The 23,661-nt window shown below is 72.5% G+C and carries 25 protein-coding genes; 12 read left to right on the top strand and 13 right to left on the bottom strand.

The window, feature by feature from the left end:
• Positions 1-41 precede the first annotated feature (41 nt).
• Positions 42-410, top strand: a complete 369-nt coding sequence (locus tag ATJ88_RS11015) for an oxidoreductase (protein WP_098463864.1) — start codon at positions 42-44, stop codon at positions 408-410.
• A 138-nt stretch (positions 411-548) separates the two neighbouring features.
• Here ATJ88_RS11015 and ATJ88_RS11010 read toward each other — a convergent pair whose 3' ends face one another.
• On the bottom strand, positions 549-2,048 hold the full coding sequence (locus tag ATJ88_RS11010) for a leucyl aminopeptidase (RefSeq protein ID WP_098463863.1): 1,500 nt from the start codon (positions 2,046-2,048) through the stop codon (positions 549-551).
• A gap of 62 nt (positions 2,049-2,110) precedes the next feature.
• Between ATJ88_RS11010 and ATJ88_RS11005 the strand changes: the two genes are divergently transcribed.
• The 4 genes from ATJ88_RS11005 to ATJ88_RS10990 are packed head-to-tail and all read left to right on the top strand — an operon-like array spanning position 2,111 to position 4,195.
• A complete protein-coding gene (locus tag ATJ88_RS11005; protein ID WP_098463862.1) occupies positions 2,111-2,470 on the top strand; it encodes a hypothetical protein in 360 nt (119 codons plus the stop codon).
• The gene (locus ATJ88_RS11000) at positions 2,467-2,913 is read left to right on the top strand and encodes a hypothetical protein (protein ID WP_098463861.1); all 447 of its coding nucleotides are present in this window, start codon (positions 2,467-2,469) and stop codon (positions 2,911-2,913) included. Before ATJ88_RS11005 ends, ATJ88_RS11000 begins: the two co-directional genes overlap by 4 nt.
• Positions 2,910-3,989, top strand: coding sequence for a quinone-dependent dihydroorotate dehydrogenase (locus ATJ88_RS10995; protein WP_098463860.1), 1,080 nt, complete (start codon positions 2,910-2,912; stop codon positions 3,987-3,989). The genes ATJ88_RS11000 and ATJ88_RS10995 overlap by 4 nt, the downstream gene beginning before the upstream one ends.
• The gene (locus ATJ88_RS10990) at positions 3,986-4,195 is read left to right on the top strand and encodes a hypothetical protein (RefSeq protein WP_098463859.1); all 210 of its coding nucleotides are present in this window, start codon (positions 3,986-3,988) and stop codon (positions 4,193-4,195) included. Before ATJ88_RS10995 ends, ATJ88_RS10990 begins: the two co-directional genes overlap by 4 nt.
• Positions 4,196-4,197: 2 nt before the next feature.
• Here the strand turns inward: ATJ88_RS10990 and yczR are convergent, their stop codons facing one another.
• The gene (yczR, locus tag ATJ88_RS10985; protein WP_098463858.1) at positions 4,198-5,634 is read right to left on the bottom strand and encodes a MocR-like transcription factor YczR; all 1,437 of its coding nucleotides are present in this window, start codon (positions 5,632-5,634) and stop codon (positions 4,198-4,200) included.
• Between the two features lie 60 nt (positions 5,635-5,694).
• Between yczR and yczE the strand changes: the two genes are divergently transcribed.
• On the top strand, positions 5,695-6,618 hold the full coding sequence (gene yczE / locus ATJ88_RS19120; protein WP_342744846.1) for a membrane protein YczE: 924 nt from the start codon (positions 5,695-5,697) through the stop codon (positions 6,616-6,618).
• Between the two features lie 65 nt (positions 6,619-6,683).
• Here yczE and ATJ88_RS10975 read toward each other — a convergent pair whose 3' ends face one another.
• The gene (locus tag ATJ88_RS10975) at positions 6,684-7,697 is read right to left on the bottom strand and encodes an aldo/keto reductase family protein (RefSeq protein ID WP_098463857.1); all 1,014 of its coding nucleotides are present in this window, start codon (positions 7,695-7,697) and stop codon (positions 6,684-6,686) included.
• Between the two features lie 49 nt (positions 7,698-7,746).
• Complete coding sequence (locus ATJ88_RS10970) at positions 7,747-8,403, bottom strand: DUF3043 domain-containing protein (RefSeq protein ID WP_098465287.1); 657 nt, start codon at positions 8,401-8,403, stop codon at positions 7,747-7,749.
• Positions 8,404-8,459: 56 nt separating this feature from the next.
• Between ATJ88_RS10970 and ATJ88_RS10965 the strand changes: the two genes are divergently transcribed.
• Positions 8,460-9,848, top strand: coding sequence for a dipeptidase (locus ATJ88_RS10965; protein WP_098463856.1), 1,389 nt, complete (start codon positions 8,460-8,462; stop codon positions 9,846-9,848).
• A 24-nt stretch (positions 9,849-9,872) separates the two neighbouring features.
• Here ATJ88_RS10965 and ATJ88_RS10960 read toward each other — a convergent pair whose 3' ends face one another.
• From ATJ88_RS10960 to nadA, 3 genes are all read right to left on the bottom strand, one after another.
• Positions 9,873-10,427: an acyl-CoA thioesterase gene (locus ATJ88_RS10960; protein ID WP_098463855.1), complete on the bottom strand. Its 555-nt coding sequence runs from the start codon at positions 10,425-10,427 to the stop codon at positions 9,873-9,875.
• 63 nt (positions 10,428-10,490) lie between these two features.
• Positions 10,491-11,090: a DJ-1/PfpI family protein gene (locus tag ATJ88_RS10955; protein ID WP_098463854.1), complete on the bottom strand. Its 600-nt coding sequence runs from the start codon at positions 11,088-11,090 to the stop codon at positions 10,491-10,493.
• A 14-nt stretch (positions 11,091-11,104) separates the two neighbouring features.
• Positions 11,105-12,319, bottom strand: a complete 1,215-nt coding sequence (nadA, locus tag ATJ88_RS10950; RefSeq protein WP_098463853.1) for a quinolinate synthase NadA — start codon at positions 12,317-12,319, stop codon at positions 11,105-11,107.
• Between the two features lie 35 nt (positions 12,320-12,354).
• On the opposite strand from nadA, the gene ATJ88_RS10945 reads away from it, so the two are divergent.
• On the top strand, positions 12,355-12,870 hold the full coding sequence (locus ATJ88_RS10945; protein ID WP_098463852.1) for a hypothetical protein: 516 nt from the start codon (positions 12,355-12,357) through the stop codon (positions 12,868-12,870).
• Positions 12,871-12,944: 74 nt separating this feature from the next.
• Complete coding sequence (locus tag ATJ88_RS10940; RefSeq protein ID WP_098463851.1) at positions 12,945-13,295, top strand: HesB/IscA family protein; 351 nt, start codon at positions 12,945-12,947, stop codon at positions 13,293-13,295.
• Positions 13,296-13,390: 95 nt separating this feature from the next.
• On the opposite strand, the gene ATJ88_RS10935 is transcribed toward ATJ88_RS10940, so the two are convergent.
• Entirely contained in the window at positions 13,391-13,690 is a 300-nt protein-coding gene (locus ATJ88_RS10935) for a sulfurtransferase TusA family protein (protein ID WP_098463850.1), read from the bottom strand.
• The gene (locus ATJ88_RS10930) at positions 13,687-14,850 is read right to left on the bottom strand and encodes a cysteine desulfurase family protein (RefSeq protein ID WP_098463849.1); all 1,164 of its coding nucleotides are present in this window, start codon (positions 14,848-14,850) and stop codon (positions 13,687-13,689) included. Before ATJ88_RS10930 ends, ATJ88_RS10935 begins: the two co-directional genes overlap by 4 nt.
• Before the next feature lie 274 nt (positions 14,851-15,124).
• On the opposite strand from ATJ88_RS10930, the gene ctaC reads away from it, so the two are divergent.
• From ctaC to ATJ88_RS10915, 3 genes are read left to right on the top strand one after another with little or no spacing between them, the layout of a single operon-like run.
• Positions 15,125-16,051 carry an aa3-type cytochrome oxidase subunit II gene (gene ctaC / locus ATJ88_RS10925; RefSeq protein ID WP_098463848.1) on the top strand — a complete coding sequence of 309 codons (927 nt, stop codon included), beginning with the start codon at positions 15,125-15,127 and terminating at the stop codon, positions 16,049-16,051.
• Positions 16,051-17,871 carry an aa3-type cytochrome oxidase subunit I gene (ctaD, locus tag ATJ88_RS10920; protein ID WP_098463847.1) on the top strand — a complete coding sequence of 607 codons (1,821 nt, stop codon included), beginning with the start codon at positions 16,051-16,053 and terminating at the stop codon, positions 17,869-17,871. Before ctaC ends, ctaD begins: the two co-directional genes overlap by 1 nt.
• Entirely contained in the window at positions 17,868-18,269 is a 402-nt protein-coding gene (locus tag ATJ88_RS10915) for a cytochrome c oxidase subunit 4 (protein ID WP_098463846.1), read from the top strand. The genes ctaD and ATJ88_RS10915 overlap by 4 nt, the downstream gene beginning before the upstream one ends.
• A gap of 1,017 nt (positions 18,270-19,286) precedes the next feature.
• Here ATJ88_RS10915 and ATJ88_RS10910 read toward each other — a convergent pair.
• The 4 genes from ATJ88_RS10910 to qcrC all read right to left on the bottom strand — a co-directional run bounded on the left by ATJ88_RS10910 (position 19,287) and on the right by qcrC (position 23,610).
• A complete protein-coding gene (locus tag ATJ88_RS10910; protein WP_098463845.1) occupies positions 19,287-19,913 on the bottom strand; it encodes a superoxide dismutase in 627 nt (208 codons plus the stop codon).
• 171 nt (positions 19,914-20,084) lie between these two features.
• Complete coding sequence (gene qcrB, locus ATJ88_RS10905) at positions 20,085-21,785, bottom strand: cytochrome bc1 complex cytochrome b subunit (RefSeq protein ID WP_098463844.1); 1,701 nt, start codon at positions 21,783-21,785, stop codon at positions 20,085-20,087.
• Entirely contained in the window at positions 21,782-22,831 is a 1,050-nt protein-coding gene (gene qcrA / locus ATJ88_RS10900) for a cytochrome bc1 complex Rieske iron-sulfur subunit (RefSeq protein ID WP_098463843.1), read from the bottom strand. The genes qcrB and qcrA overlap by 4 nt, the downstream gene beginning before the upstream one ends.
• Complete coding sequence (gene qcrC / locus ATJ88_RS10895) at positions 22,828-23,610, bottom strand: cytochrome bc1 complex diheme cytochrome c subunit (RefSeq protein ID WP_098463842.1); 783 nt, start codon at positions 23,608-23,610, stop codon at positions 22,828-22,830. Before qcrC ends, qcrA begins: the two co-directional genes overlap by 4 nt.
• Between the last annotated feature and the right edge of the window lie 51 nt (positions 23,611-23,661).

Below are 23,661 nucleotides of genomic sequence, written 5' to 3'. Positions count from 1 at the left end.
TGACCGTGCTCACCGCCGGGACACGGCGGTAGTCTCTCGACATGTCCCTGAGGTCAGCCCTGGACCGACTGCTCGGCCGCCCCGCACCGTCGTCGACGGCGACCCCCGCCGCGACCGGCGGGGGCAGGAGCGCGGCCGTCGCGCACCTGCAGGAGTTCGTGTCCTCCCGCGTCGGCGTCGAGGCCTACGTGGAGCCGCCCAACGCGCAGACGCCCGCCACGGTCCTGCTGGTGGCGACCACGGGGGAGTGGACGCGACGCCGGGTCCCCGACGAGCGGACCGGCTTCGAGGTCGCACGCTCGCTCGGCATCCCCGTCTACAACGTCCGCTTCACGGGCTACCCCCAGCGCATGCGCGACTGGAACACCGCCCAGCGCGCCGAGCAGAAGAGGCGCGCCACCCGCCGCTGACGCGACGAGCCCCGGTCGCCGGGCGCGTCGTCCCCCCGAGGGGACCGCCCCGTGGGGGGCGTGCGGACGTCGCGTCGCGAGGACCGGGGCCCGGTCCGGGCACGGATCCGACCGGCGCCGCCGGCCGGGTCCAGGCCGTCAGACCCCGGCGCGGCTCTCGAGGAACCCGAGCATGGTGCGCACACCGGTGCCCGTGCCGCCCGCGGGCGTGTAGCCGTAGGCGCCCTTCTCGTTGAACGCCGGGCCGGCGATGTCGAGGTGGGCCCACGGGGTGTCACCGACGAACGAGCGCAGGAAGATGCCGGCGGCGAGCATGCCGCCCCAGCGCTCCCCGACGTTCGCGATGTCGGCGACCTTCGACTTGAGGCCCTCGGCCAGCTCGTCGGGCAGCGGCATCGGCCAGAACTGCTCGCCCACGGTGTCGGCGGCGGCCTTGACCTGGTCGCGCACGTCGTCGGAGCCCATGACGCCCGACACGCGGCGGCCGAGCGCGACCATCTGGGCGCCGGTCAGCGTGGCGATGTCGAGGACGACGTCGTGGCCGTCCTCGACGGCGGACACGAGACCGTCGGCCATGACGAGACGGCCCTCGGCGTCGGTGTTGAGGATCTCGACGGTCTTGCCGCCGCGGATCGCGACGACGTCGCCGGGGCGCTGCGCGTTGCCGCCGGGCATGTTCTCGGCGAGGCAGAGGTAGCCGGTGACGGCGACGGGCAGGCCCAGGCGCGCGGCGGCCACGACCGTGTGCAGGACGGCGGCGGCGCCGGCCATGTCGGACTTCATGGCGTCCATGCCGGCCGCGGGCTTGATCGAGATGCCGCCGGTGTCGAAGGTGATGCCCTTGCCGACGAGCGCGACCTTCGAGGTGGCCTTCGCGGGCGTGTAGGCGACCTTGACCAGGCGGGGGCCGCGGGCGGAGCCCTGGCCGACGCCCGTGAGGCCGCCGTAGCCGCCCGCGGCGAGCTGCTTGTCGTCCAGGACCGTCACCTTCACGCCCTTGGCGCCGAGCTCCTTGACGGCGGTCTTGGCGGCGTCGGCGAACGAGGCCGGGTAGAGGTCGTTCGGGGCGGTGTTGACGAGGTCGCGGGTGCCGTGCACGGCCGCGGCGAGGATCTCGGCACGCTCGACGGCGGCCTTCGCGGCGGCGGAGCGCGCGAACGTCGTCGCCACCTGGAGGGTGCCGACGGGCGCCTGCTTGGCGGCGGCCTTCGCGTCCCGGTAGGTGGTGTAGGCGTAGGCGCCGTAGAGGGCGCCCTCGACGACGGCGCCCAGCTCGGCCTCGTCCACGGCGGGGAGCGCGACGACGACGGAGGCGGAGCCGGCGAGCGAGCGCACCGCGGCGCCGGCGGACTCGCGCAGCACCTCGCGGTCGAAGGTGCCGTCGGGCTCGCGCTCGCCGAGGCCGGTCAGGACGAGGACGTCGGCGGCGACGTCCGGGCCGGCGGGCAGGGTGCGGATCTCCTGGCGGGCGCCGGTGACGCCGAGCCGGGGGGCGAGGGTCTCGATCTGCTCCACCAGGGGTGCGGGGAGCTGGTCGGCGACGACGGCGACGCCGTCGGACGTGAGGCACGTCCCGACGACGAGGGCGTCGGCGGCGATGCGGGCGGGGTTCTTCGCAGTCAGGGTGAGGTCAGCCACGCACCACAGGCTAACGCGGCCCGGTGGGTCGGGCCGTCGCGCGCGCCCGGTAGTCTGCGGGCGTGGTGCTTCCCCTCTACGTCCTCGCGCTGGCGTTGTGCGTCGCGCTCGCCGGGTGGGCGGCGTGGTTCGTCCTGCGTGACCGGGCCGTGGTGCTGCGCCAGCTGTTCGGCGCCGCCGCCGTCGAGGCCGTGCTGCTGGTGCAGGCGGTGGTCGCGGGCGTTCTGCAGGCCGGCGGGCACGCGGTCGACGGCCCGCTGTTCTGGGGGTACCTGCTGACGTCGGCGCTGCTGCTGCCGATCGCGGCGGCATGGGCGTTCGCGGAGCGGACCCGCTGGTCGTCGGTCGTGCTGCTGGTGGCGGCGCTGACGGTCGCGTTCCTGCAGTGGCGGCTCTGGATCATCTGGGAGGGTGGCGCATGACGGGACGCGCGGTGTCGACGGGGCAGGGCTTCGGTCGCCTGCTCGTCACGGTGTACGGGGTGCTGGCGTTCGCGGCGCTCGGCCGGTCGCTCTACCAGGTGACCACCAAGCTGGACGAGGCGCCCCTGGCGTACCTGCTGTCGCTGCTCGCCGCCGCGGTGTACGTGGTGGCCACCCTCGCCCTGGCGCTGGGGGCACGGCCCGCGTGGCGGCGGACCGCATGGGTCGCGGTCGTGGTGGAGGCCGTCGGGGTGGTCGTCGTGGGCACCCTGTCCTTCTGGCACCCCGAGCTGTTCCCCGAGGCGACGGTGTGGTCGCACCTGGGGCAGGGCTACGGGTACGTGCCGTTCGTCCTGCCCTTCGTCGGGCTCTGGTGGCTCTGGCACACTCGGCCCCGGAACCCCGACGCTCCCGTGCCGTCCCGATCCACGGAGGACCGATGACCCCGTACTCCCTGCTGTTCGACGCCGTCTTCAAGGGCATGGACCCGGAACGGGCGCACGAGCTGGCGTTCCGGGCGATCGAGACCGCGGGTCGGGTGCCGGTGCTGCGCGACGTCGTCCAGGGTGCGCTCGCCCCGTACCTGGGTCGGGGCGCGGGCGGTCCGGGCAGCGTCGAGGTGTTCGGGCGCACGGTGCCGGCGCCGTTCGGTCTCGCGGGCGGTTTCGACAAGAACGCCCGGGCGGTGCGCGGCCTGACGATGCTCGGGTTCGGGTTCGTCGAGGTCGGCACGGTGACGCCGCGGCCGCAGCCCGGCAACGAGACGCCGCGCATGTGGCGGGAGCTCGACCTGCGCGGGGTGCGCAACCGGATGGGCTTCAACAACGACGGCGCCGCGGAGATGGCGGAGCGGCTGCGTGCGCTGCGCCGTACCCCGGCGGGCCGGGCCGCCGTCGTCGGCGTCAACATCGGCAAGAACAAGACGACGTCGGCCGCCGACGCCGCGTCCGACTACGCGGCGTGCGCGCGGCTCCTGGCCCCGCACGCCGACTACCTGGTCGTCAACGTGTCGTCCCCGAACACGCCGGGCCTGCGCGACCTGCAGACCACCGAGGAGCTGCGGCCGATCCTGTCGGCGGCGCGCGAGGCCGCGGACGCCGCGACCGCCGCGGCGGGGGTGCGACGCACCCCGCTGCTGGTGAAGATCGCGCCCGACCTGGCGGACGAGGACGTCGACGCGGTCGCCGACCTGGCGCTCGAGCTGGGGCTCGACGGCGTGGTCGCGGTCAACACGACCATCGGCCACGACCTCGGCCCGGGCGGGCTGTCCGGGCCGATGCTGCTGCCGCGCGGCGTGCAGGTGGTGCGCCGGCTGCGCGATCGCCTGGGCCCGGACCCGGTCGTCATCGGCGTGGGCGGGGTGCGCACGGCCGACGACGTGCGCGGGTACCTGCGGGCCGGCGCGGACCTGGTGCAGGGTTACACGTCGTTCGTCTACGAGGGCCCGTTGTGGCCGTCGCGCATCAACCGGGCGCTGACGCGGTCCGCCGGCTCGATCAGCGCGGGGAGCATCGCGTGATCCGGCCCCGCTGGGAGTGGGCGCTGGAGACCGACGAGGGCGTGCGGCTGGACGCGTCGCTGAGCCCGGTGTTCACCACCCAGTTCGACGCCGAGCAGTGGCTCGGTGAGCACTGGCGGAGCCTGCGGGCGGCGGGTGCCGCGCAGGCGCGGCTCCTGGGCGAGGGACAGCAGGTCACCCCGACGATCGTGTTCCGCGCGCCGTAGCGTCAACCGGTGACCCGCCGCCACGCGCGTTCCAGCCGGTCCACGGCGTCCGCCAGGACGGCGGGGGACCGGGTGTAGGTGAGGCGGACGCGGTCCTTCGCGGTCCCGTCGGGCGTGAACCGGGGACCGGGGGAGAGCTGGAGGCCCTCGGCGACGGCGGCGGCCGCGAGCGGCTGGGCCACGGGCCGGCCCAGCCCGACCCACAGGCAGAGCCCGCCGGACGGTCGCGGGACGTCCCAGTCCGGGAACCGTTCCCGCACCTCGTCGACGAGGAGGTCGCGCCGCGCGCGCAGGGCGGCCCGGCGACCGGGCAGGATCTCGTGCTCCACCTCGAGGAGCTCGGCCACGGCGAGCTGTTCCAGCACCGGTGTGGCGATGTCGAGCACCTGCCGGGCGGCGCCGAGCCGGTGCACGAGCTGCCGGTCCGCCCGCACCCACCCGACGCGCAGACCGCCCCAGAACGACTTGGAGGCCGACCCGACGCTGACGAGCCGCGGGTGCGTGCCCGGCCCGGCCAGCGGCGGCAACGGACCCACGCCGTCGAGGTCGAGGTCCGTGAGCGTCTCGTCGCCGACGACGGTGACGTCGAGCCGGGCGGCGAGGTCGGCGACGGCGCGGCGGGCGTCGTGGTCGAGGGACGTCCCGGTGGGGTTGTGGTGGTCCGGCACGAGGTAGACGAGCCGCGCGCCGGTGGCCCGCACCGCGGACTCCAGCGACTCCACGTCGCCCGGCGGCACGCCGACCACGCGTGCCCCGGCGCGCTGCAGCACCTCGATGCCGTGGAAGTAGGTGGGCGACTCCACGACGGCGGTCTCGCCGCGCCGGACCAGGGTGGTGGCGAGCACGGCGAGCGCCTGCTGGGCGCCCGTGGTGACGAGGACCTGGTCGGCGGTGGTCGGCACGCCGCGGGCGGAGTACCGGCGGGCGACGGCCCGCCGCAGCGTGTCGAGGCCGAGGTGCGCGTAGCCGCCGGTGCCGAGGTAGGCGGGCAGGGCCTCCAGGGCGCGCGCGTAGGCGCCGTGGAGGGCGTCGACCGCGTCGGGGGTCGCCTGGGCGAGGTCGACGGCGTGCTCGTCGGCGAGGTCGGTGACGGGGGCGTCGCCGGCGGACGGACGGGTGCTCCCCGCGTGGCGGCCGCCCCGGGGGAGCACGGTGACCGTGCCGGACCCGACGTGGCTCGTGGCGAACCCGAGCTCGCGCAGCCGGGCGTAGGCGGCGGACGTGGTGGTGCGGGAGACGTGCAGGGCGCTCGCGAGGTCGCGCTCGCTCGGCAGCCGGGTGAGCGCGGGCAGGGAGCCCGCCAGGACGGCGGCCCGCAGGGCGTCGGCCAGGGACGCGTAGGCGGGGCCGGTGGCCCGCCAGGAACCCAGGAGCCGTGCGGTGGCGGGGGCCGACAGGTGCCGGACGGCGGTCGCCCGGGCCGGGGTCGTGATCGTCACCGGGCCACTCTCCCACGATTGGCTATGGATGACGAGGCCAATCCTCCGCAGGATGGGGCCATGACGACGACCACGGTGCCCGTGTCCGGGTCCTGCGACCCGGCGGAGGCCCCCTTCCCGATCGCCCCTGCCGTTCCCTCGGCGCCGGCCACGACCACGCCGGCCACGACCCCGGGGGCGACGACGGCCGCCGGTCCGGTGCGCCGCGGCGTGCAGCTCCTGCTCGGCCTGCTCGCCTTCACCGCCTCGATGGCGATGCTCCTGCACGCCGGGCAGGGCGCCATGCCCTGGGACGTGCTGCACCAGGGCCTCGCCCGCACGACCGGCTGGTCCCTGGGCGTGGTCGTCGCCGCCTCCTCGGTGCTCGTGCTCGCCGCGTGGATCCCGTTGCGGCAGCGTCCCGGCGTCGGCACGCTCGCCAACGTCGCCGTCATCTCCCTGACGATCGAGCCGTTCCTGCGCCTCCTGGAGGCGGTGGCGCCGCACCCCGGGCCCGCCGGCGCCGTCGCGCTCGCCGCCGGCGCGATCGTCCTCAACGGCGTCGCGACCGCCGCGTACGTCGGTGCGCACCTCGGCCCCGGCCCGCGCGACGGCCTCCTCACCGGCGTCGTCGCCCGCACCGGCTGGTCGGTCCGCCTCGTCAAGACCGGCATCGAGGTCGCGGTCGTCGCGGCCGGCTGGGCGCTCGGGGGCACCGTCGGCTGGGCGACGGTCGCTTTCGCGCTCGGGGTCGGGCCCGTGGTGCAGCTCGCGGTCCGCTCCCGGCTGCTCGTGCCCTCGGGCTCGCTGACGGCCGCGCGACCCCCCAGGGCCGCGGGAGCCGCGCCGTCGCCGCGGACGACGACCCGGCAGCAGGGCGACGTCCCCGGGGCCTCCGGCGCCGACCTGCCCCGCCCCGACGCCGACGCCCCGGACCGGGTCGCCCGGCGGGCGGCGGAGATCGCCCGAGCCCTCGACGTGGTCCGGGCCGAGCACGGCGCCTGAGCGCGGGGACGACGACGGCCCGGCCGCCGCGGGTGCGGCGACCGGGCCGGTCGGGACGGGCGTCGTCAGGCGACGCGCGTCTTGGGCATGCCCTCGAGGGTCTTGCCTGCGTCGCGCTCGACGACGTCGCCGAGCACCTCGTCGATCTTCGCCATGAGCTCGGCGGGGATCGTCACGCCCGAGGCCTTGACGTTCTCCGCGACCTGTTCGGGCCGCGACGCGCCGACCAGCGCGGCCGCGACGTTGTCGTTCTGCAGCACCCACGCGACCGAGAGCTGGGCCATGGACAGGCCGAGCTCGTCGGCGACGGGGCGCAGGCCCTGGACGCGCTCGAGGACCTCGTCGCGCATGAACCGCTCGATCATGCGGGCGCCGCCCTTGGTGTCGGTGGCGCGGGAGCCCGCGGGGAGCTCCTTGCCGGGCACGTACTTGCCGGACAGGACGCCCTGGGCCAAGGGTGACCAGACGATCTGCGACAGGCCGAGCTCGGCCGACGTCGGGACGACCTCGTCCTCGATGACGCGCCACAGCATCGAGTACTGCGGCTGGGAGCTGATGAGCTGGAAGCCGAGCTCCTTCGCCAGGGCCGCACCCGCGCGGATCTGGTCGGCGGTCCACTCGCTGACGCCGATGTAGAGCGCCTTGCCCTGGCGGACGATGTCGGCGAACGCCTGCATCGTCTCCTCGAGCGGCGTCTCGACGTCGTACCGGTGCGCCTGGTAGAGGTCGACGTAGTCGGTGCCGAGGCGCTGCAGGGAGCCGTTGATGGACTCCATGACGTGCTTGCGGGACAGGCCCGTGTCGTTGGGGCCGCCGGGGCCGGTCGGCCAGTAGACCTTCGTGAAGATCTCGAGGGACTCGCGGCGCTGGCCCTTCAGCGCGTCGCCGAGGACCTGCTCCGCCTTGGTGTTGGCGTAGACGTCGGCGGTGTCGAAGGACGTGATGCCGGCGTCGAGGGCGGCGTGCACGCACTGCGTCGCGACGTCGTTCTCGACCTGCGAACCGTGGGTGAGCCAGTTGCCGTAGGTGATCTCCGAGATCTTGAGACCGCTGTTGCCGAGGTAACGGTAGTTGACCATGGCACCAGCCTATGTCGGCCCGGGAGGTCCTCCTGCCCGGGCCGTGCCGTCACTCCGGCCAGACGCCGTGCTTCTTGTGCATCGGCTTGGGCAGGCGCGATCGACGGATCTGGAAGGCGCGCATGACGGCGTACATCATCGTGCCGCGCGGTACGTCGTACACCTTCGCGCCGCTCGCGTCGACGGAGCCGAACTTGTCGCGCAGGCGGCGCTTGAGGCGCTGCCACATGATCGTCGCGTCGAGCAGGGTCACCAGCACCACCGCGTACAGCGCGACGAGCACCAGGGCGCTGAGCGTCGGGTTCTGCATGACGAGGATGTTGAGGAAGATGAAGACGAACGCCACCGGCAGGAAGAACTCGCCGAGGTTCCAGCGGGCGTCCACGTGGTCGCGCACGTAGCGGCGCACCGGACCCTTGTCACGGGCGGGCAGGTGCCGCTCGTCGCCGGTCTGCATCGCGACGTACTCGCGGTTGCGCTCCTCGCGCATCTTCTCCCGGGACGCCTTGCGGGCGGCCTTGCGGTCGTTCGGCACGAGGGGGCGCTTGTTGCGCGCCTCGGCCTCGCTCCGCTTCGGCGTCGGGCGGCCCTTGGTCGCGGGGCGGCCCGCGAGCTCGAGGTCGGCGGCGGCCTTGACGGGGTCGACGGCGGTGTCGGGCGTGCTGGAGGAGGACGCCTCGGCGATGTCGCGCTTGCGGGAGAACACCACACCAGGGTAGTCGAGCGCGCGAGTGCCCGGGAACGCCGGGTTAGCGTGGGGGCGTGAAGCACACCGACCCGGACGTGGCCGCCCTGCGGGACCACGTCGACGCGCACTTCCCCGCCGTCCAGGCCGACCTCGAGGCGCTGGTGCGCATCCCGAGCGTGTCGGCCGCGGCCTTCGACCAGACGCACGTCGCGGCCAGCGCCGAGGCCGTCGCCGAACTCCTGCGGGGCGCCGGGCTGCCCGAGGTGCAGGTCCTGCGCTCGCCGCGTCCCGACGGCACGCCCGGCGCGCCGGCCGTCGTGGCCCGTCGCCCCGCGGCGCCGGGCGCGCCGACCGTCCTGCTCTACGCCCACCACGACGTCCAGCCGCCCGGCGACGCGACGACCTGGGACACGGACCCGTTCACCCCGACGCAGGTCGGCGAGCGCCTGTTCGGCCGCGGCGCGGCGGACGACAAGGCGGGCGTCATGGCGCACGTCGGGGCGCTGCGCGTCCTGGCGGCGGCCGACGCCGACCCGGGCGTCGGCGTGACGGTGTTCGTCGAGGGGGAGGAGGAGTCCGGCTCGCCGAGCTTCTCCCGCTTCCTGGCCGACCACCACGAGCTGCTCGCCGCGGACGTCATCGTCGTCGCGGACTCCACGAACTGGAAGGTCGGGGTGCCCGCGCTGACGACGTCGCTGCGCGGGCTGGTCGACGGCGTCGTGACCGTCGAGGCGCTCGGCCACGCCGTGCACTCCGGGATGTTCGGGGGTCCGCTGCTGGACGCGAACACGCTGCTGGCGCGGCTGGTGGCGACCCTGCACGACGAGGTCGGCAACGTGGCGGTCGACGGTCTGGTGACGGGCCCGGAGCCCGAGGTCGACTACGCGGAGGCCGACTTCCGCGCCGACTCCTCGGTGCTGGACGGCGTCAGGCTGTCCGGCGAGGGCAGCCTCGCCGGGCGGCTGTGGACCAAGCCGGCGCTGGCCGTCATCGGCATCGACGCGACCAGCGTCGCGCACGCGTCGAACACGATCGCGCCGCGCGCCTCGGCGAAGCTCTCGCTGCGGATCCCGCCGGGCCAGGACCCGCAGGCCGCCGACGACGCCCTGCGCGCCCACCTGGAGGCGCACGCGCCGTTCGGTGCGCGCGTGACGTGGACGCCCCACGAGCACGGCAAGCCGTTCGGTGCGCCCGCCGACTCGGCCGCGATGCAGGCGGCGCGCGCCGCGTTCGCGGCGGCGTGGGGCACCGACCCGGTCGACATCGGCGTGGGCGGCTCGATCCCGTTCATCGCCGACCTGCTGGAGTCCTACCCGGACGCCGCGGTGCTCGTCACCGGCGTCGAGGACCCGGACTCCCGCGCCCACGGCGCCAACGAGTCCGTCCACCTGGGCGAGCTGCGCAAGGTCGTCCTCGCCGAGGCGCTGCTGCTGCGCGAGATCGGGCGCCCCGCCTCGGTCTGACGTCGGCGCGCGAACCGTCCGGGCTCAGTGGCCCGGACGGTCCGCGACCTCGCGGTGGGCGACGTCGACGGCCACGGCCCACGCGGCGACGTCGTCGGGCAGCGCGGGGCTCGCGGGGGCCTCGCCGTCGACGAGGAGGGCGAGGACGTCGTGCGGCGCGACCCGGGAGCCGTCCTTGCCGAGGAACCGGCCGGCGACCCAGCCGCGGGCCCGGTGGGAGCCGCCGACGGTGAACACCTGCTCCAGGTAGACGACGCGGGCGTCCCAGCCGAGGACGCGAGTCGCGACGCGCACCTTCTCGAACGGCATGAGCGAGCGCTTGTAGCTCATCGTGGAGGACGCCACCACGGGGTACCAGCCGCGTTCCTTGAGGCGACCGAGGCCGCCGAGGTCGGCCAGCAGGTTCGACCGGGCGACGTCCATCATCTGCAGGTAGGTCCCGTTGTTGACGTGCCCGTAGAGGTCCAGGTCGCCCGGGTGGACGCGCAGGTCGGTCGTCGAGGTGTCGAGCGCCCCGAACCCCGGCAGCGGCTTGCGGGGGAGCAGGGTCGCCCGGGCGAGGTGCAGCATGCGGCTCATGGCCGGGACGTTATACCAGTGACGTCCGGTATCAGATATCTGTGCGGGCGACGTACGGACCCGTCACGCCGGCGGCGCCGGGTCGTACTGGATCGCGTGCCGCACCGCGCGGGCCACCTCCGGCGACTCCAGGCGCGCGACCAGGTGCAGCGCCATGTCGATGCCCGCCGACACCCCCGCCGACGTCACCACGTCGCCGTCGTCCACGAACCGCGCCTCGGTGTCCACCACGACGCTCGGGTCGATCCGCGCCAGGTCGTCGTAGTGGTCGTGGTGCGTGGTGGCCGGGCGGCCCGCCAGCAGTCCCGCCGCGGCCAGGACCAGCGCACCGGTGCACACGCTCGCCAGGACCGGCGTCTGCGCGCGCACCTGCCGCAACCACTCCAGGTGGTCGGGGTCGGCCAGCAGCGTCCGGGTGCCCCAGCCGCCCGGGTACACCAGCAGGTGCAGCGGGCCCACGTCGTCCGCCGAGCGCGCCGGGACCAGCCGCATGCCCTTCGCGAGCCGGACCCCCTCGCCGTCGCGCGAGAACGTGCTGACGTGCGGCTTGAGCCCCGAGTGCTCCTGCCACTGCGCCAGCACCTGGAACGGGCCCACGACGTCGAGCTCCTCCGCCTCGTCGAAGACGAAGACGCCGATGTGGAGCCCGCCGTCGGTGCTCATCGCGTGCGCTCCCGTCAGATCCCCGGCAGCGCCAGCATCTGGTCGAGGGCCACGCGGGCCCAGTGGGCGTCGTCCGCGTCGACCACGATCCGGTTGACCACGCGGCCCTCCAGCAGGGACTCCATGGCCCACACCAGGTGCGGCAGGTCGATGCGGTTCATCGTCGAGCAGAAGCACACCGTGGAGTCCAGGTAGTGCACCTGCTTGTCCGGGTGGGCCGCGGCGACGCGACGCACCAGGTTCAGCTCCGTGCCGATGGCCCACGACGAGCCCGGCTCGGCCGCGTCGAGCGTCTTGATGATGAACTCCGTCGAGCCCACCAGGTCGGCCGCCGTGACGACCTCGTGCTTGCACTCCGGGTGCACCAGGACGTTGACGCCGGGCACCTTCGCGCGGACGTCGGTGACGTTGCGCTCCGAGAACCGGCCGTGCACCGAGCAGTGCCCGCGCCACAGGATCATCCGGGCGTCCCGCAGCTCCTGGGCGGTCAGGCCGCCACCGGGCTTGCGCGGGTCGAACACCACGCAGTCGTCGAGGCTCATGCCGAGCTGCAGCACGGCGGTGTTGCGGCCCAGGTGCTGGTCCGGCATGAACAGCACCTTGCCCGTGCCGTCCACGCCGCCGACCTTGTCGAACGCCCAGCGCAGCGCCACCTGGGCGTTCGAGGACGTGCACACCGTGCCGCCGTGGCGACCCGTGAACGCCTTGATCGCGGCCGTCGAGTTCATGTAGGTCACGGGCACGGTGTCGCCGGCGATCCCGGCGTCCTCCAGGACGGCCCAGGCCTCCTCGACCTGACCGATCTCGGCCATGTCCGCCATCGAGCAGCCCGCCGCCATGTCCGGCAGCACGACCTGCTGGGCGTCCGTGGTGAGGATGTCCGCCGACTCGGCCATGAAGTGCACGCCGCAGAAGATGACGAACTCCGCCTCCGGGCGGGCCGCGGCCCGCTGGGCGAGCTTGAACGAGTCGCCGGTCACGTCCGCGAAGTCGATGACCTCGTCGCGCTGGTAGTGGTGGCCGAGGACGAACGCCCGGTCGCCGAGGGCCGCCCGGGCCGCCCTCGCGCGCTCCACGAGGTCGGGGTCGGACGCCGCGGGCAGCGCGCCCGTGCACTCGACCCCGCGCTCCGAGGCGAGGTCGCGGCCCTGGCCGAGCAGCAGCAGCGGGGACGCGGCCGGCTCGACGAACGTCGAGGTCTCGTTCAGCAGAGTGCTCACGAGGGCCATCTTCCCACGACGCCAGGATGTGCCACGATCGAGTCGTGCACGTGCTCCTGGTGACCGCCGACGACGCCTCCGCCGACCTCGCCGCCCTGTGGTCCGGGGCCGCGCCGCGGTGCACCGTCGACGGGGTCGTCCTGCCGCCCCCGTCCCGCACGGTGCACCCGGGGCCGGACGTCGCGACCGCCCCGGCCGGCGTGTTCGTCCCCACGACGGCGCTCGGCCTGGGCAGCGTCACCGCGCCCCCGGTGCCGACGGCGCTGGCCCGCCTGCACGAGCAGGTCGGCGCCGCCGACCTCGTCGTCGTCCACGTCGCGGTCCTCGACACCGCCGCGCTCCACGACGGCCCCGTGGCCGAGGCCGCCCGCGCCGCCGCGCCACACGCCGTGCCCGTCGTCGTCCTGACCGGTGAGGACCGCACCACCCGGCGTGCCCTCGCCGCCGCCGGGGTCGCCGGCGCCCACGACGTCGGCGACCCCGTCGACCCGGGCCGCGTCGCGCGCGTCGCCCGCACCTGGTGCCCCGCCCCGCGCACGGACGCGACCGGCCCGGTGTGACCGCCGTCATCGACGTGCGCCCACGCAGGCGTAGGATCGGGAACAGCCGCACGCCTGAGCCTGTTGGAGGAAGCATGACCGACACGACCGACATCGCCACGCACGGCGTCGACCTCTCCCAGGTCGCCGCGGACAAGGTCCGCAGCCTCCTCGAGCAGGAGGGCCGCGACGACCTGCGCCTGCGCGTCGCCGTGCAGCCCGGTGGCTGCTCCGGCCTGATCTACCAGCTCTACTTCGACGAGCGCCTGCTCGACGGCGACGCGCTGCGCGACTTCGACGGCGTCGAGGTCGTCGTCGACCGCATGAGCGTCCCCTACCTCGAGGGCGCGAAGATCGACTTCGCGGACACCATCGAGAAGCAGGGCTTCACGATCGACAACCCCAACGCCGGCGAGGCCTGCGCCTGCGGGGGCTCCTTCAGCTGACCCGGTCGGCCGGACGCGCTCCGGTCCCACCCGGCCCGAGCCGCCGGACCGATCCCCTCGGGGACGGTCCGGCGGCTCGCGTCGTCCCGGGCCCCTCAGCCGCCCAGGCGCACCGTGAGCCGCCACCAGCGCTCGTGCGGGTCGTCCGCGCGACCGTCGCCGTCAGGCGGCTCCACGAGCTCCTCGCCCGTCGTGGCGTGACCGCGCATCCGGGCCCACGCCGGGACGTCGTGCCGGGCCGCGGGGTCGGTCGCCAGGACGGCGACCACGGTTCCGGGCGCCAGGTCCCGTGCCAGCGCCGCCAGCCGGACCACGGGCAGGGGGCAGCGCAGACCGCGCGCGTCCACCACGTGCTCCGGGGCGGCCGCGTCAGGCGTCCCGCCGGGCGTCGTCACAGCCCGTCCGCCCCGAGCATCGCCCGCACCCGCGCCACCGCGCCCGGCAGCACGGCCAGGAAGCGCTCGACGTCGTCGTCGGTCGTCGACCGGTCCAGCGCGACGCGCACGTTGCCGTGGGTGAGGACGCCCATCGCCGCGAGGACGTGCGACGGCTCCAGCGTGGCCGCGGTGCACGCCGACCCCGACCCGACCGCGAACCCCGCCCGGTCGAGCTCCGTCACCAGCGCCTCGCCGTCCACGTAGAGGAACGAGAACGTCACCACGTGCGGGAGCCGGTCGTCCGGGTCGCCCACCACCTCGACGTCCGGGACACCGGCGACCACCGACCGGATCCGCTCGACGAGGCGACGGCGCCGGGCGTCCTGCGCGACCCGGTCCGCCTCCACCGCCTGGAGGGACACGGCGGCCGCGAACGCCAGGGGCACGCTCACACCGCCGGGCGCCCACGGGTCCGGGTCCTCGGGGCCGACGGGGGCCGTGCGGGTGCGGTGCCGCACCGCGAGCACGCCCACGCCGGCCGGGCCGCCCCAGTCGGCGGGGTCGGCGGCGAGCACGTCCCACGCGTGCGGCACCGCGAGGTGACCCACGCTCGACCCGGCGTCGACCAGCAGGGGCACGCCGTGCTCCCGCGCCGCGGCGTGCACGACGTCGAGCGGCTGGACCGTGCCCACCTCGCCGTTGGCGTGCTGCAGCGCGGCGAGGGCGGCGCCGTCCGCGCCGAGGGCCGCCACGAACCCCTCGACGTCCACCCGGGCGACGCCGTCAACCGGTACGACGACCCGGCGGCCGTCGGCCTGCCGCGCGGCGTGCTCGGCCGCGTGCAGGGTCGCGGCGCGCTCGGTGGCTGCCACCACCACGTCGCGCCCCTGACGGCGCCGGGCCCGGGACACCTGCGCCACGGCGGCGTGCAGGGACGCCGTGTGCGACGGCGTGAACCGCACCTCCGGCGGGCGCGCGCCGAGCACCGTGGCCACCGCCTCGCGGGCGCCCTCCAGCAGCGCGGCCGCGCGCCGGCCCTCCGCGTGGAGGCGCCGGGGGTCGGCCCAGCCGTCCGCGAGGGCCTGCGCGAGCGCCTCGCGCGCGAGGGGGTGCAGGGGCGCGGACCCGCCGTTGTCGAGGTGGGTGCGGGGCGGGGGAGCGGTGGTGGGATGTGTCACACGGGCCTCGGCTCGGGGTGCGGAACGGTGCGGGAGCGCCTGGCCATCATGCCCCGCGCGCACCGGATCCGGTCCACCGATCTGACACCCGCCCGGAGGCTGTCGTCAACGCTCCGGATGGCGACGGACGTGCTGGTCGGCGTCACGTAGGACTCGGGTGCTTCTGGCGTCGAACCCGTGAAGGTCGCGCTAGGCTGCTCCCATCGAGGACGAATGTCTACCCGTGCGCCCTGCTCCTGGGGCCGTCGGTCGGACGAGACGTGAAAGGCCCCCCTTGCACTCGAAGAGAACCCCCCGCAACCGGCGATCGCTGGCGCTGCGCGCGACGGCGCTCGCCGTCGTCGTCGCGGGTCTCGCCACCGGTTGCGCCAGCGACGCCGCCTCCCGCGGCTACCTCCCCGGCTACGAGGACGGCGAGGTGACCAACCAGACGGGACGCATCACCGACCTCTGGGTCGGCTCCTGGGTCGCCGCCCTCATCGTCGGCATCATCACCTGGGGCCTCATGCTCTGGTGTGTCGCGGCCTACCGCAAGCGTCGCGACGACCACCGGCTGCCCGTGCAGACCCGCTACCACATGCCGCTCGAGATCATGTACACGATCGTCCCGCTGCTGATGATCCTCGTGCTGTTCTTCTACACGAACCGCGACATGACGGCGATCCTCGACACCTCCGAGGAGCCCGACGTCAGCATCCAGGTCATCGGCAAGCAGTGGAGCTGGGACTTCAACTACCTCGACGACGACGTGTACGAGACCGGCCAGCAGCTGCTGGAGCCGGGCTCCGAGACCGCCGAGGACGAGATCGACGGCGCCGTGGGCACGTCCGACAAGCTCCCCACCCTCTACCTGCCGGTGGGGGAGCGGGTCGAGTTCACCGTCGACTCCCGCGACGTCATCCACTCGTTCTGGATCCCTGCGTTCCTGTTCAAGATGGACATGATCCCGGGCAAGACGAACACGTTCCAGGTCGTCCCCGAGCGTGAGGGCACCTACGCCGGCAAGTGCGCCGAGCTCTGCGGCGAGTTCCACTCCGGCATGCTCTTCAACGTCCAGGTCGTCGACCGCGCCACCTACGACGCGAAGATGGACGAGCTCCGCGACAAGGGCCAGACCGGCGAGCTCGGGCTCGACCTCAACCGCCAGCAGCACCCCGGTTCGGGTGCCGCGCACGACGAGACCGTGGAGGTCGAGGGCTGATGGCAGCCACCGAGACCGCGCACGGCGCGGACCTGATCCCGGGTCTGCGGCCGCAGCGCCAGACCCTGGGTCGGACGGTGATCAAGTGGATCACCTCCACCGACCACAAGACGATCGGGTACATGTACCTCATCACGTCGTTCTTCTGGTTCGCCGTGGGAGGCATCCTCGCCCTGCTGATCCGTGCCGAGCTCTTCATGCCCGGCATCCAGATCGTGCAGAGCAAGGAGCAGTACAACCAGCTCTTCACGATGCACGGCACGATCATGCTGCTGCTGTTCGCGACCCCGCTGTTCGCCGGCTTCGCCAACGTGATCATGCCCCTGCAGATCGGCGCGCCGGACGTCGCCTTCCCGCGACTCAACATGTTCGCGTACTGGCTGTTCTTCTTCGGTGGTCTCATCGCCGCCGCGGGCTTCTTCACCCCGCAGGGCGCCGCCTCGTTCGGATGGTTCGCCTACGCGCCACTGTCCAACACGACGTTCAGTCCAGGGCTCGGTGGAGACTTGTGGGTGTTCGGCCTGGCCCTCGGTGGCTTCGGCACGATCCTCGGTGCGGTCAACTTCATCACCACGATCATCTGCATGCGTGCCCCCGGCATGACCATGTTCCGCATGCCGATCTTCACCTGGAACACGCTGGTCACCAGCCTCCTCGTGCTGATGGCGTTCCCCCCGCTGGCCTCCGCGCTGTTCGCGCTCGGTGCCGACCGCCGCTTCGGCGCGCAGGTCTTCAACCCGGACAACGGCGGTGCCGTCCTGTGGCAGCACCTCTTCTGGTTCTTCGGGCACCCCGAGGTGTACATCATCGCGCTGCCGTTCTTCGGCATCGTGTCGGAGATCTTCCCGGTCTTCAGCCGTAAGCCGATCTTCGGCTACAAGGGCCTGATCTACGCGACGATCGCCATCGCGGCGCTGTCCGTCACCGTGTGGGCTCACCACATGTACGTCACCGGGTCCGTCCTGCTGCCGTTCTTCGCCTTCATGACGATGCTCATCGCCATCCCGACCGGTGTGAAGTTCTTCAACTGGATCGGCACGATGTGGCGCGGCAAGATCACGTTCGAGACGCCGATGCTCTGGTCGATCGGCTTCCTCGTGACCTTCCTCTTCGGCGGCCTGACCGGCATCATCCTGTCCAGCCCCGCGCTCGACTTCCACCTGTCCGACTCCTACTTCGTCGTGGCGCACTTCCACTACGTCGTGTTCGGCACCGTGGTGTTCGCGATGTTCGCCGGCTTCTACTTCTGGTGGCCCAAGTTCACCGGCCGCATGCTCAACGAGCGGCTCGGCAAGATCCACTTCTGGATCCTGTTCGTCGGCTTCCACATGACGTTCCTGGTCCAGCACTGGCTCGGCGTCGAGGGCATGGCCCGCCGCTACGCCGACTACATGCCGGACGAGGGCTTCACCTGGGAGAACCAGCTCTCCACGGTCGGCGCGTTCATCCTCGCCGCCTCCACGCTGCCGTTCCTGTGGAACGTGTACACGACCTGGCGCAACGCGCCCAAGGTCGAGGTCGACGACCCGTGGGGCTACGGCCGCTCGCTGGAGTGGGCGACCTCCTGCCCGCCGCCGCGGCACAACTTCACGTCGCTGCCCCGCATCCGCAGCGAGTCGCCCGCGTTCGACCTGCACCACCCCGAGGTCGCCGCGATGGAGAACCACGACCAGCGGAAGGGCCTCTCGGAGCAGATCTACGGCGGCCCCGACCGCAACGGGCACCGTGAGTACGTGGAGAGCCTCGCCGAGGAGAAGCAGCAGTCGACCACCACGGTGATCGACGCCGACCGTCCCGAGGACGAGGAGACGACCAAGTGAAGATCGAGATCCGCCTGTTCGTCTGGCTCGCGCCCTTCTTCGTCGTCGTCGGGGTCGTCTACGGCTTCCTGAGCGACTTCCAGGAGCCCGTCGGTTACCTCGGGATCCCCCTCGTGGGCGCCCTCATGGCGATGATCGGTGCCTACCTGGTCGTCCAGGCCAAGCACACCGACCCGCGTCCTGAGGACGACGAGGAAGGCGAGATCGAGCAGGGCGCCGGCGACCAGGGCGTGTACGCCCCTTGGTCCTGGTGGCCGCTCGTGCTCGGCTCCTCCGCCGCCATCGCGTTCCTCGGGCTCGCGGTCGGCTGGTGGGTCTTCTACATCAGCCTCATCGTCGGGGTCATCGGCCTCGTCGGCTGGGTCTTCGAGTTCAGCCGCGGCCAGCACGCGCACTGACCTCTCCGTTCGCAGGGCCCGTCGCACCACCTCGGTGCGACGGGCCCTTCGTCGTCTCCAGCTCCCTCCTTACAGCCCCGCGAGTCAGCGTTGGCCGGCGCGAGTCAGCGCGAGATCCCTTGCTGCGTGGCCTCGATGTCGGCCGAGTGCCGACGCCCGTCCTCTCCGCTCTGGGCGGTCCGCCAAGTCCGTGCAGGACAGTCCCGTGACACCTTTCCGGAGAGACTCCAAACGAGAAGACCGACGGCCAGCGCGAGTCCCGGCGCGGGCAGATGCTCGTCACAGGTCGGGCGAGTTCTCCACTGGACGGGCCGAGACAGCTTGGCTTCCGGTCGCGCCCGTGGAACCGCCGTCGCCGTGGATCGTGACCGGTAGAGGTGGTTGCAGGCCTGCAAGCTCGAAGGCCCCGCGGGCATAGACGTGCCGTCGCGCATGGCGGGATGACGTGATCGGCGGGTGATCGGTTCGTCGCGGCGAGAGATTTCCGGCAAGGGTTCACGACGGACCGGGTGGTCGTGATCCGCGCCCAGAGTGGTGATTTCCGTCAGGCGCACGAGGGACACAGGTGCGATCGGTCGTGGGTGTGGGCGGTCCCGCGCAAAGGATCGGGACGGCATCGACGTCCTGTCTCTCGCGAGATCGGGTCGCCGTTACCACCTCGGCGATGGATGCCCCCCTCAGGCCGTTGGGAGGGTCGTTGGTCGACACCGCGGGGACATCCAGGCCATCACCTCGTTGTTGTCGGTGAAAGGCCGAGCGGCGTTGGCCCTGATCACGCACGACCGCACTGACTTCGGGGTCCAAGTCCGGTGCGCGGGACCTGCGCTGAGTCGCGCCTGGCTGCGCTGAGTCGCGTCTGGCTGCGCTGAGTCGCGTCTGGCTGCGCTGAGTCGCGCCTGGCTGCGCTGAGTCGCGCCTGGCTGCGCTGAGTCGCGGGCGCAGGATCGACGAAGGCCCGCCCACGCGGGAGCGTGGACGGGCCTGTCGGTGCGGCGTCGCTGGCGACGCCGGTGTGGGTCAGGCGGGGACGATCAGACCCGAGGTCTGGGTGCGCGCGCGCTCGAGGCGAGCGGCGACGTCCTGCCAGTTGGCGATGTTCCAGAACGCCTTGACGTACTCCGCCTTGACGTTGAGGTAGTCCAGGTAGAAGGCGTGCTCCCACATGTCGAGCATGAGGATCGGGGTGATCCCGACCGGCACGTTGGCCTGCTGGTCGAAGAGCTGGAAGATGGCCAGGCGCTGACCGATCGAGTCCCAGCCGAGCACGGACCAGCCGGAGCCCTGGATGCCGTTGGCGACGGCCGCGAACTGCGCCTGGAACGCGGCGAAGGAACCGAACTGGTCCTTGATCGCCTCGGCGAGCTCGCCCTCGGGCTCGCCGCCGCCCTCGGGGGAGAGGTTGTTCCAGAACACGGTGTGGTTGGTGTGCCCGCCGAGGTGGAACGCGAGGTTCTTCTCGTGCAGGTTGATCGCACCGAGGTCACCGGACGCACGGGCGGCCTCGAGCTGCTCCAGCGCCGTGTTGGCGCCGGCCACGTACGCGGCGTGGTGCTTGTCGTGGTGCAGCTCCATGATCTTGCCGCTGATGTGCGGCTCGAGGGCGCTGTAGTCGTAGGGCAGGTCGGGGAGCGTGTAGACAGCCATGCTCAGGTACCTTCCAGTTCGGGCCGCGCTGGCGATCGCGCGGCGTCATGTCGTCGAACCGTGGGTGGCGGTGTGACGCACCGTCACGGCCGGGGTAGACAAGGACCCGCGGTCCACCGCCCCCGATCACGGGGGAGTGGCTCGCGGGTCCTTGTCAGCCCGTCAGGAGTCTCAGCGCTCCTGATCGACGTTCTCGGCCCCCGTGGTGACCTCCGCGGGGGAGTTCTGGGCGATCTCGTCGTGCTCGCCGTGGGAGTGCGCCGCGGCCAGCTCGGCCGGGGTCACCGGCTCGACACGGTCCTCGTAGAAGAAGCGCGAGAGCCTCTGCCAGGACTTGTCCTTCCGGTACCCGCGCCGCTTCACGCCGCGAGCGTCGGTGGCCGGCTCGATCTCGAGCGGCTTGTGGGCGTCGTAGTTGACGCGCAGCCAGCGCTCCTGCTCGTCGAGCGGACGGTGGACCTCGATGTACTCGCCGTTGGCGAACCGCACGATGCGGCCCGTCTCGTGACCGTGCAGGACCAGCTCACGGTCCTTGCGCTGGAGGCCCAGGCAGATGCGCTTGGTGATCCAGTACGCCATGACCGGTCCGGCGAAGATCAGGACACGGAACACCCAGGTGATCTCGTTGATCGAGAGCCCGAAGTGCGTGGCGATGAGGTCGTTCGACCCGGCGAGCGCCAGGATGATGAACGCGGTGAGGAACGCGACGCCCAGACCGGTGCGGGCCGGGACGTTGCGCGGGCGGTCGAGCACGTGGTGCTCGCGCTTGTCGCCGGTCACCTTGGCCTCGATGAACGGGTACGCGAAGATGAACGTGAAGAGCAGGCCCGGGACGATGACGGCCGGGACGAGGATGTTCCACGACAGGGTGTAGCCGAAGAGGACCCACTCGGTGCCGTAACCCGGCATGAGGCGGAGCGATCCCTCGAGGAACAGCATGTACCAGTCGGGCTGCGCGCCGGCGGACACGGGGGAGGGGTCGTAGGGGCCGTAGTTCCACACGTTGTTGATCGCCATCGTGGCGCCCATGAGGGCGAGGATGCCGAACACGATGAAGAAGTTGCCGCCCATCTTGGCCACGTAGACCGGGAACAGCGGGTAGCCGACGACGTTCTTGTCGGTGCGGCCGCCACCCGGGTACTGCGTGTGCTTGTGCAGCACCATGAGGAACAGGTGGACGCCGATGAGCGCGAGGATCAGGGCGGGAACCAGCAGGATGTGCACGGTGAACAGGCGCGGGATGATGTGCTCGCCCGGGAACTCGCCACCGAAGATCATGTACGACATGTACGAGCCGACCACGGGGATCGACTTGACGACGCCGTCGGTGATGCGCAGACCGTTGCCGGAGAGCACGTCGTCCGGCAGGGAGTAGCCGGAGAAGCCGGCGGCCAGGCCGAGGATCATGAGCAGGCTGCCGACGAGCCAGTTGATCTCGCGCGGCTTGCGGAACGCGCCGGTGAAGAACACGCGCATCATGTGGACGACGATCGCGGCCATGAAGATCAGGGCGGACCAGTGGTGGATCTGCCGCATGAGCAGACCGCCGCGGACCTCGAACGACAGGTCGAGCGTGGAGGCGAAGGCGACGGACATGAGCTGCCCGTGCATCGTCTCGGGGCCGTCACCGTGGTACTCGACGAGCGCCATGGAGGGCTCGAAGAACATGGTGAGGAAGACGCCGGACAGCAGCAGGACGACGAAGGAGAACAGCGCCATCTCGCCCAGCATGAAGGACCAGTGGTCCGGGAAGACCTTGCGGGCGAACTCCTTGACCGCCACACCGATGCTGGTGCGCTGGTCGAGGTAGTCGGCTGCCTTGCCGGCCGGTGTGGTGGGCGCGTCGGTGGACGCGCGGGTGTCGGTGCTCACTTCAGACGCTCCCAGAAGCTCGGTCCGATGGGCTCGGCGAAGTCGTCCTGCGCGATGAGGTAGCCCTCGTCGTCGACGGCGATGGGCAGCTGCGGCAGGGGTCGGTTCGCGGGCCCGAAGACGACCTTGGCGCCGTCGGCCATGTCGAAGGTCGACTGGTGGCACGGGCAGAGCAGGTGGTGCGTCTGCTGCTCGTAGAGGGCCACCGGGCACCCGACGTGGGTGCAGATCTTCGAGTAGGCGACGATGCCGTCGTACGACCAGGTCTCGCCCTCGGGCGACTGGTCGGAACGGATGTCCGCCGGGTTGAGGCGTACCAGGAGGACCACGGCCTTGGCCTTCTCCGTGATCCACTCGTGCGAGGCCATGTACTCCTCGGTGGCCTCGGGAATGACGTGCGCGACGGAGCCCACGGTGAGGTCCGACGCCTTGATCGGGCGACCCGAGGGGTCGTACGCGAGGCGGGTGCCGCGCTCCCAGATGGTGTGCTTGAACTTCGCGACGTTCCAGTCGCCGCCGACGCTCGAGATGAGCGGCACGGCGAAGGTCAGCGGGAAGAGCGCGAGCGCGGACACGGCGGCACCCTTGAGCACGCCGCGACGGGCGATGCCGGAGTCCTCGACGCCGTCGGCGAGGTGCGCGATGGCGACCTCACGGACCTCGGGGGAGCTCTTGAGCTCGTGGCGCTCGTCGACGTGCTCGTGGTCGCTCATGAGCGACTTGGCCCAGTGGATCGCGGCGAACCCGATGCCGAGCAGCGAGATCGCCATCGTCACGCCCAGGAGGATCGTGGAGAGGCGGGTGCCGGCGGTGGTGCCGTCCGGGCGGACGGCGAAGTAGGCCACGAGGGAGCCGATCGCACCGAGGCAGGACAGCGCGAAGAGCAGCACGACGATGCGCTCGTTGCGCTTGTTGGCCTTCGGGTCGGTGTCCGTGAGGCGCTGGCGGTGCGCGGGGACGCCCGGGTCGTCGAAACGCTCGGGGTGGTTGGCCGTCGAGGACGTGGTGACGTCCTGGCCGGCGGAGGGGTTCTGGTTCTCGGTCACGAGGACTTGGCTCCGATCCACACGGCAGCACCGATCATGAGACCCAGGCCGACGACCCAGGCCCACAGGCCCTCGCTGACGGGGCCGAGGGAGCCGAGCGTGAGACCGCCGGCGGAGCCCTCGTGCTGCTCGAAGATGTAGGCGACGATGTCGCGCTTCTCCTCGGGAGTGATGTTGGCGTCGTTGAAGACCGGCATGGACTGCGGGCCGGTCAGCATGGCCTGGTAGATGTTGCGCTCGGACACCTCGAGCAGCGGCGGGGCCCACTTGCCCTCCGAGAGCGCACCACCGGCGCCGACGGCGTTGTGGCACATCGCGCAGTTCGTGCGGAACAGCAGGGCACCGTTGGCGGCGTCACCGGCCTCGGCGCTCACCTGCTCGTCGGTGGGGATGGCCGGCCCGGGGCCGAGCGAAGCGACGTAGGCGGCGAGCTGTGCCGTCTGCTCCTCGTCCATCTGGCGGGGCTTCTGCGCGGCCTGGGGGCCGTTCATCTGCATCGGCATGCGGCCGGTCGAGACCTGGAAGTCGACCGCGGCCGCGCCGACGCCGACGAGCGACGGCGCCTCGGTGGTGCCCTCGGCGTTCGGGCCGTGGCACGTGGCGCAGTTGGCCTGGAAGAGGCGCTCGCCCTCCTCCACGTCGTTCGCTGTGCTGGCGGTCTCGGCGCTGGCCGGACTCGGTGCCAGGACGGCGTAGACGCCGCCCGTCAGCAGCAGCGCCAGCAGCATCAGCACGACCGGGGCGGCCCGGTGGTGCCGGCGGGCGGCGAGTGCCTTCACGAAAATGTCCTCGTCTCGCAGGTGGTTGGTGCAGGGGCGGGGGCCGGCGGC

Origin of the sequence: Isoptericola jiangsuensis, from assembly GCF_002563715.1 — a bacterium.
In the GTDB taxonomy this organism is placed as follows: domain Bacteria; phylum Actinomycetota; class Actinomycetes; order Actinomycetales; family Cellulomonadaceae; genus Isoptericola; species Isoptericola jiangsuensis.
Note: the sequence above shows the minus strand (reverse complement) of the source record. Positions and strands in the feature narration are given on the sequence as shown.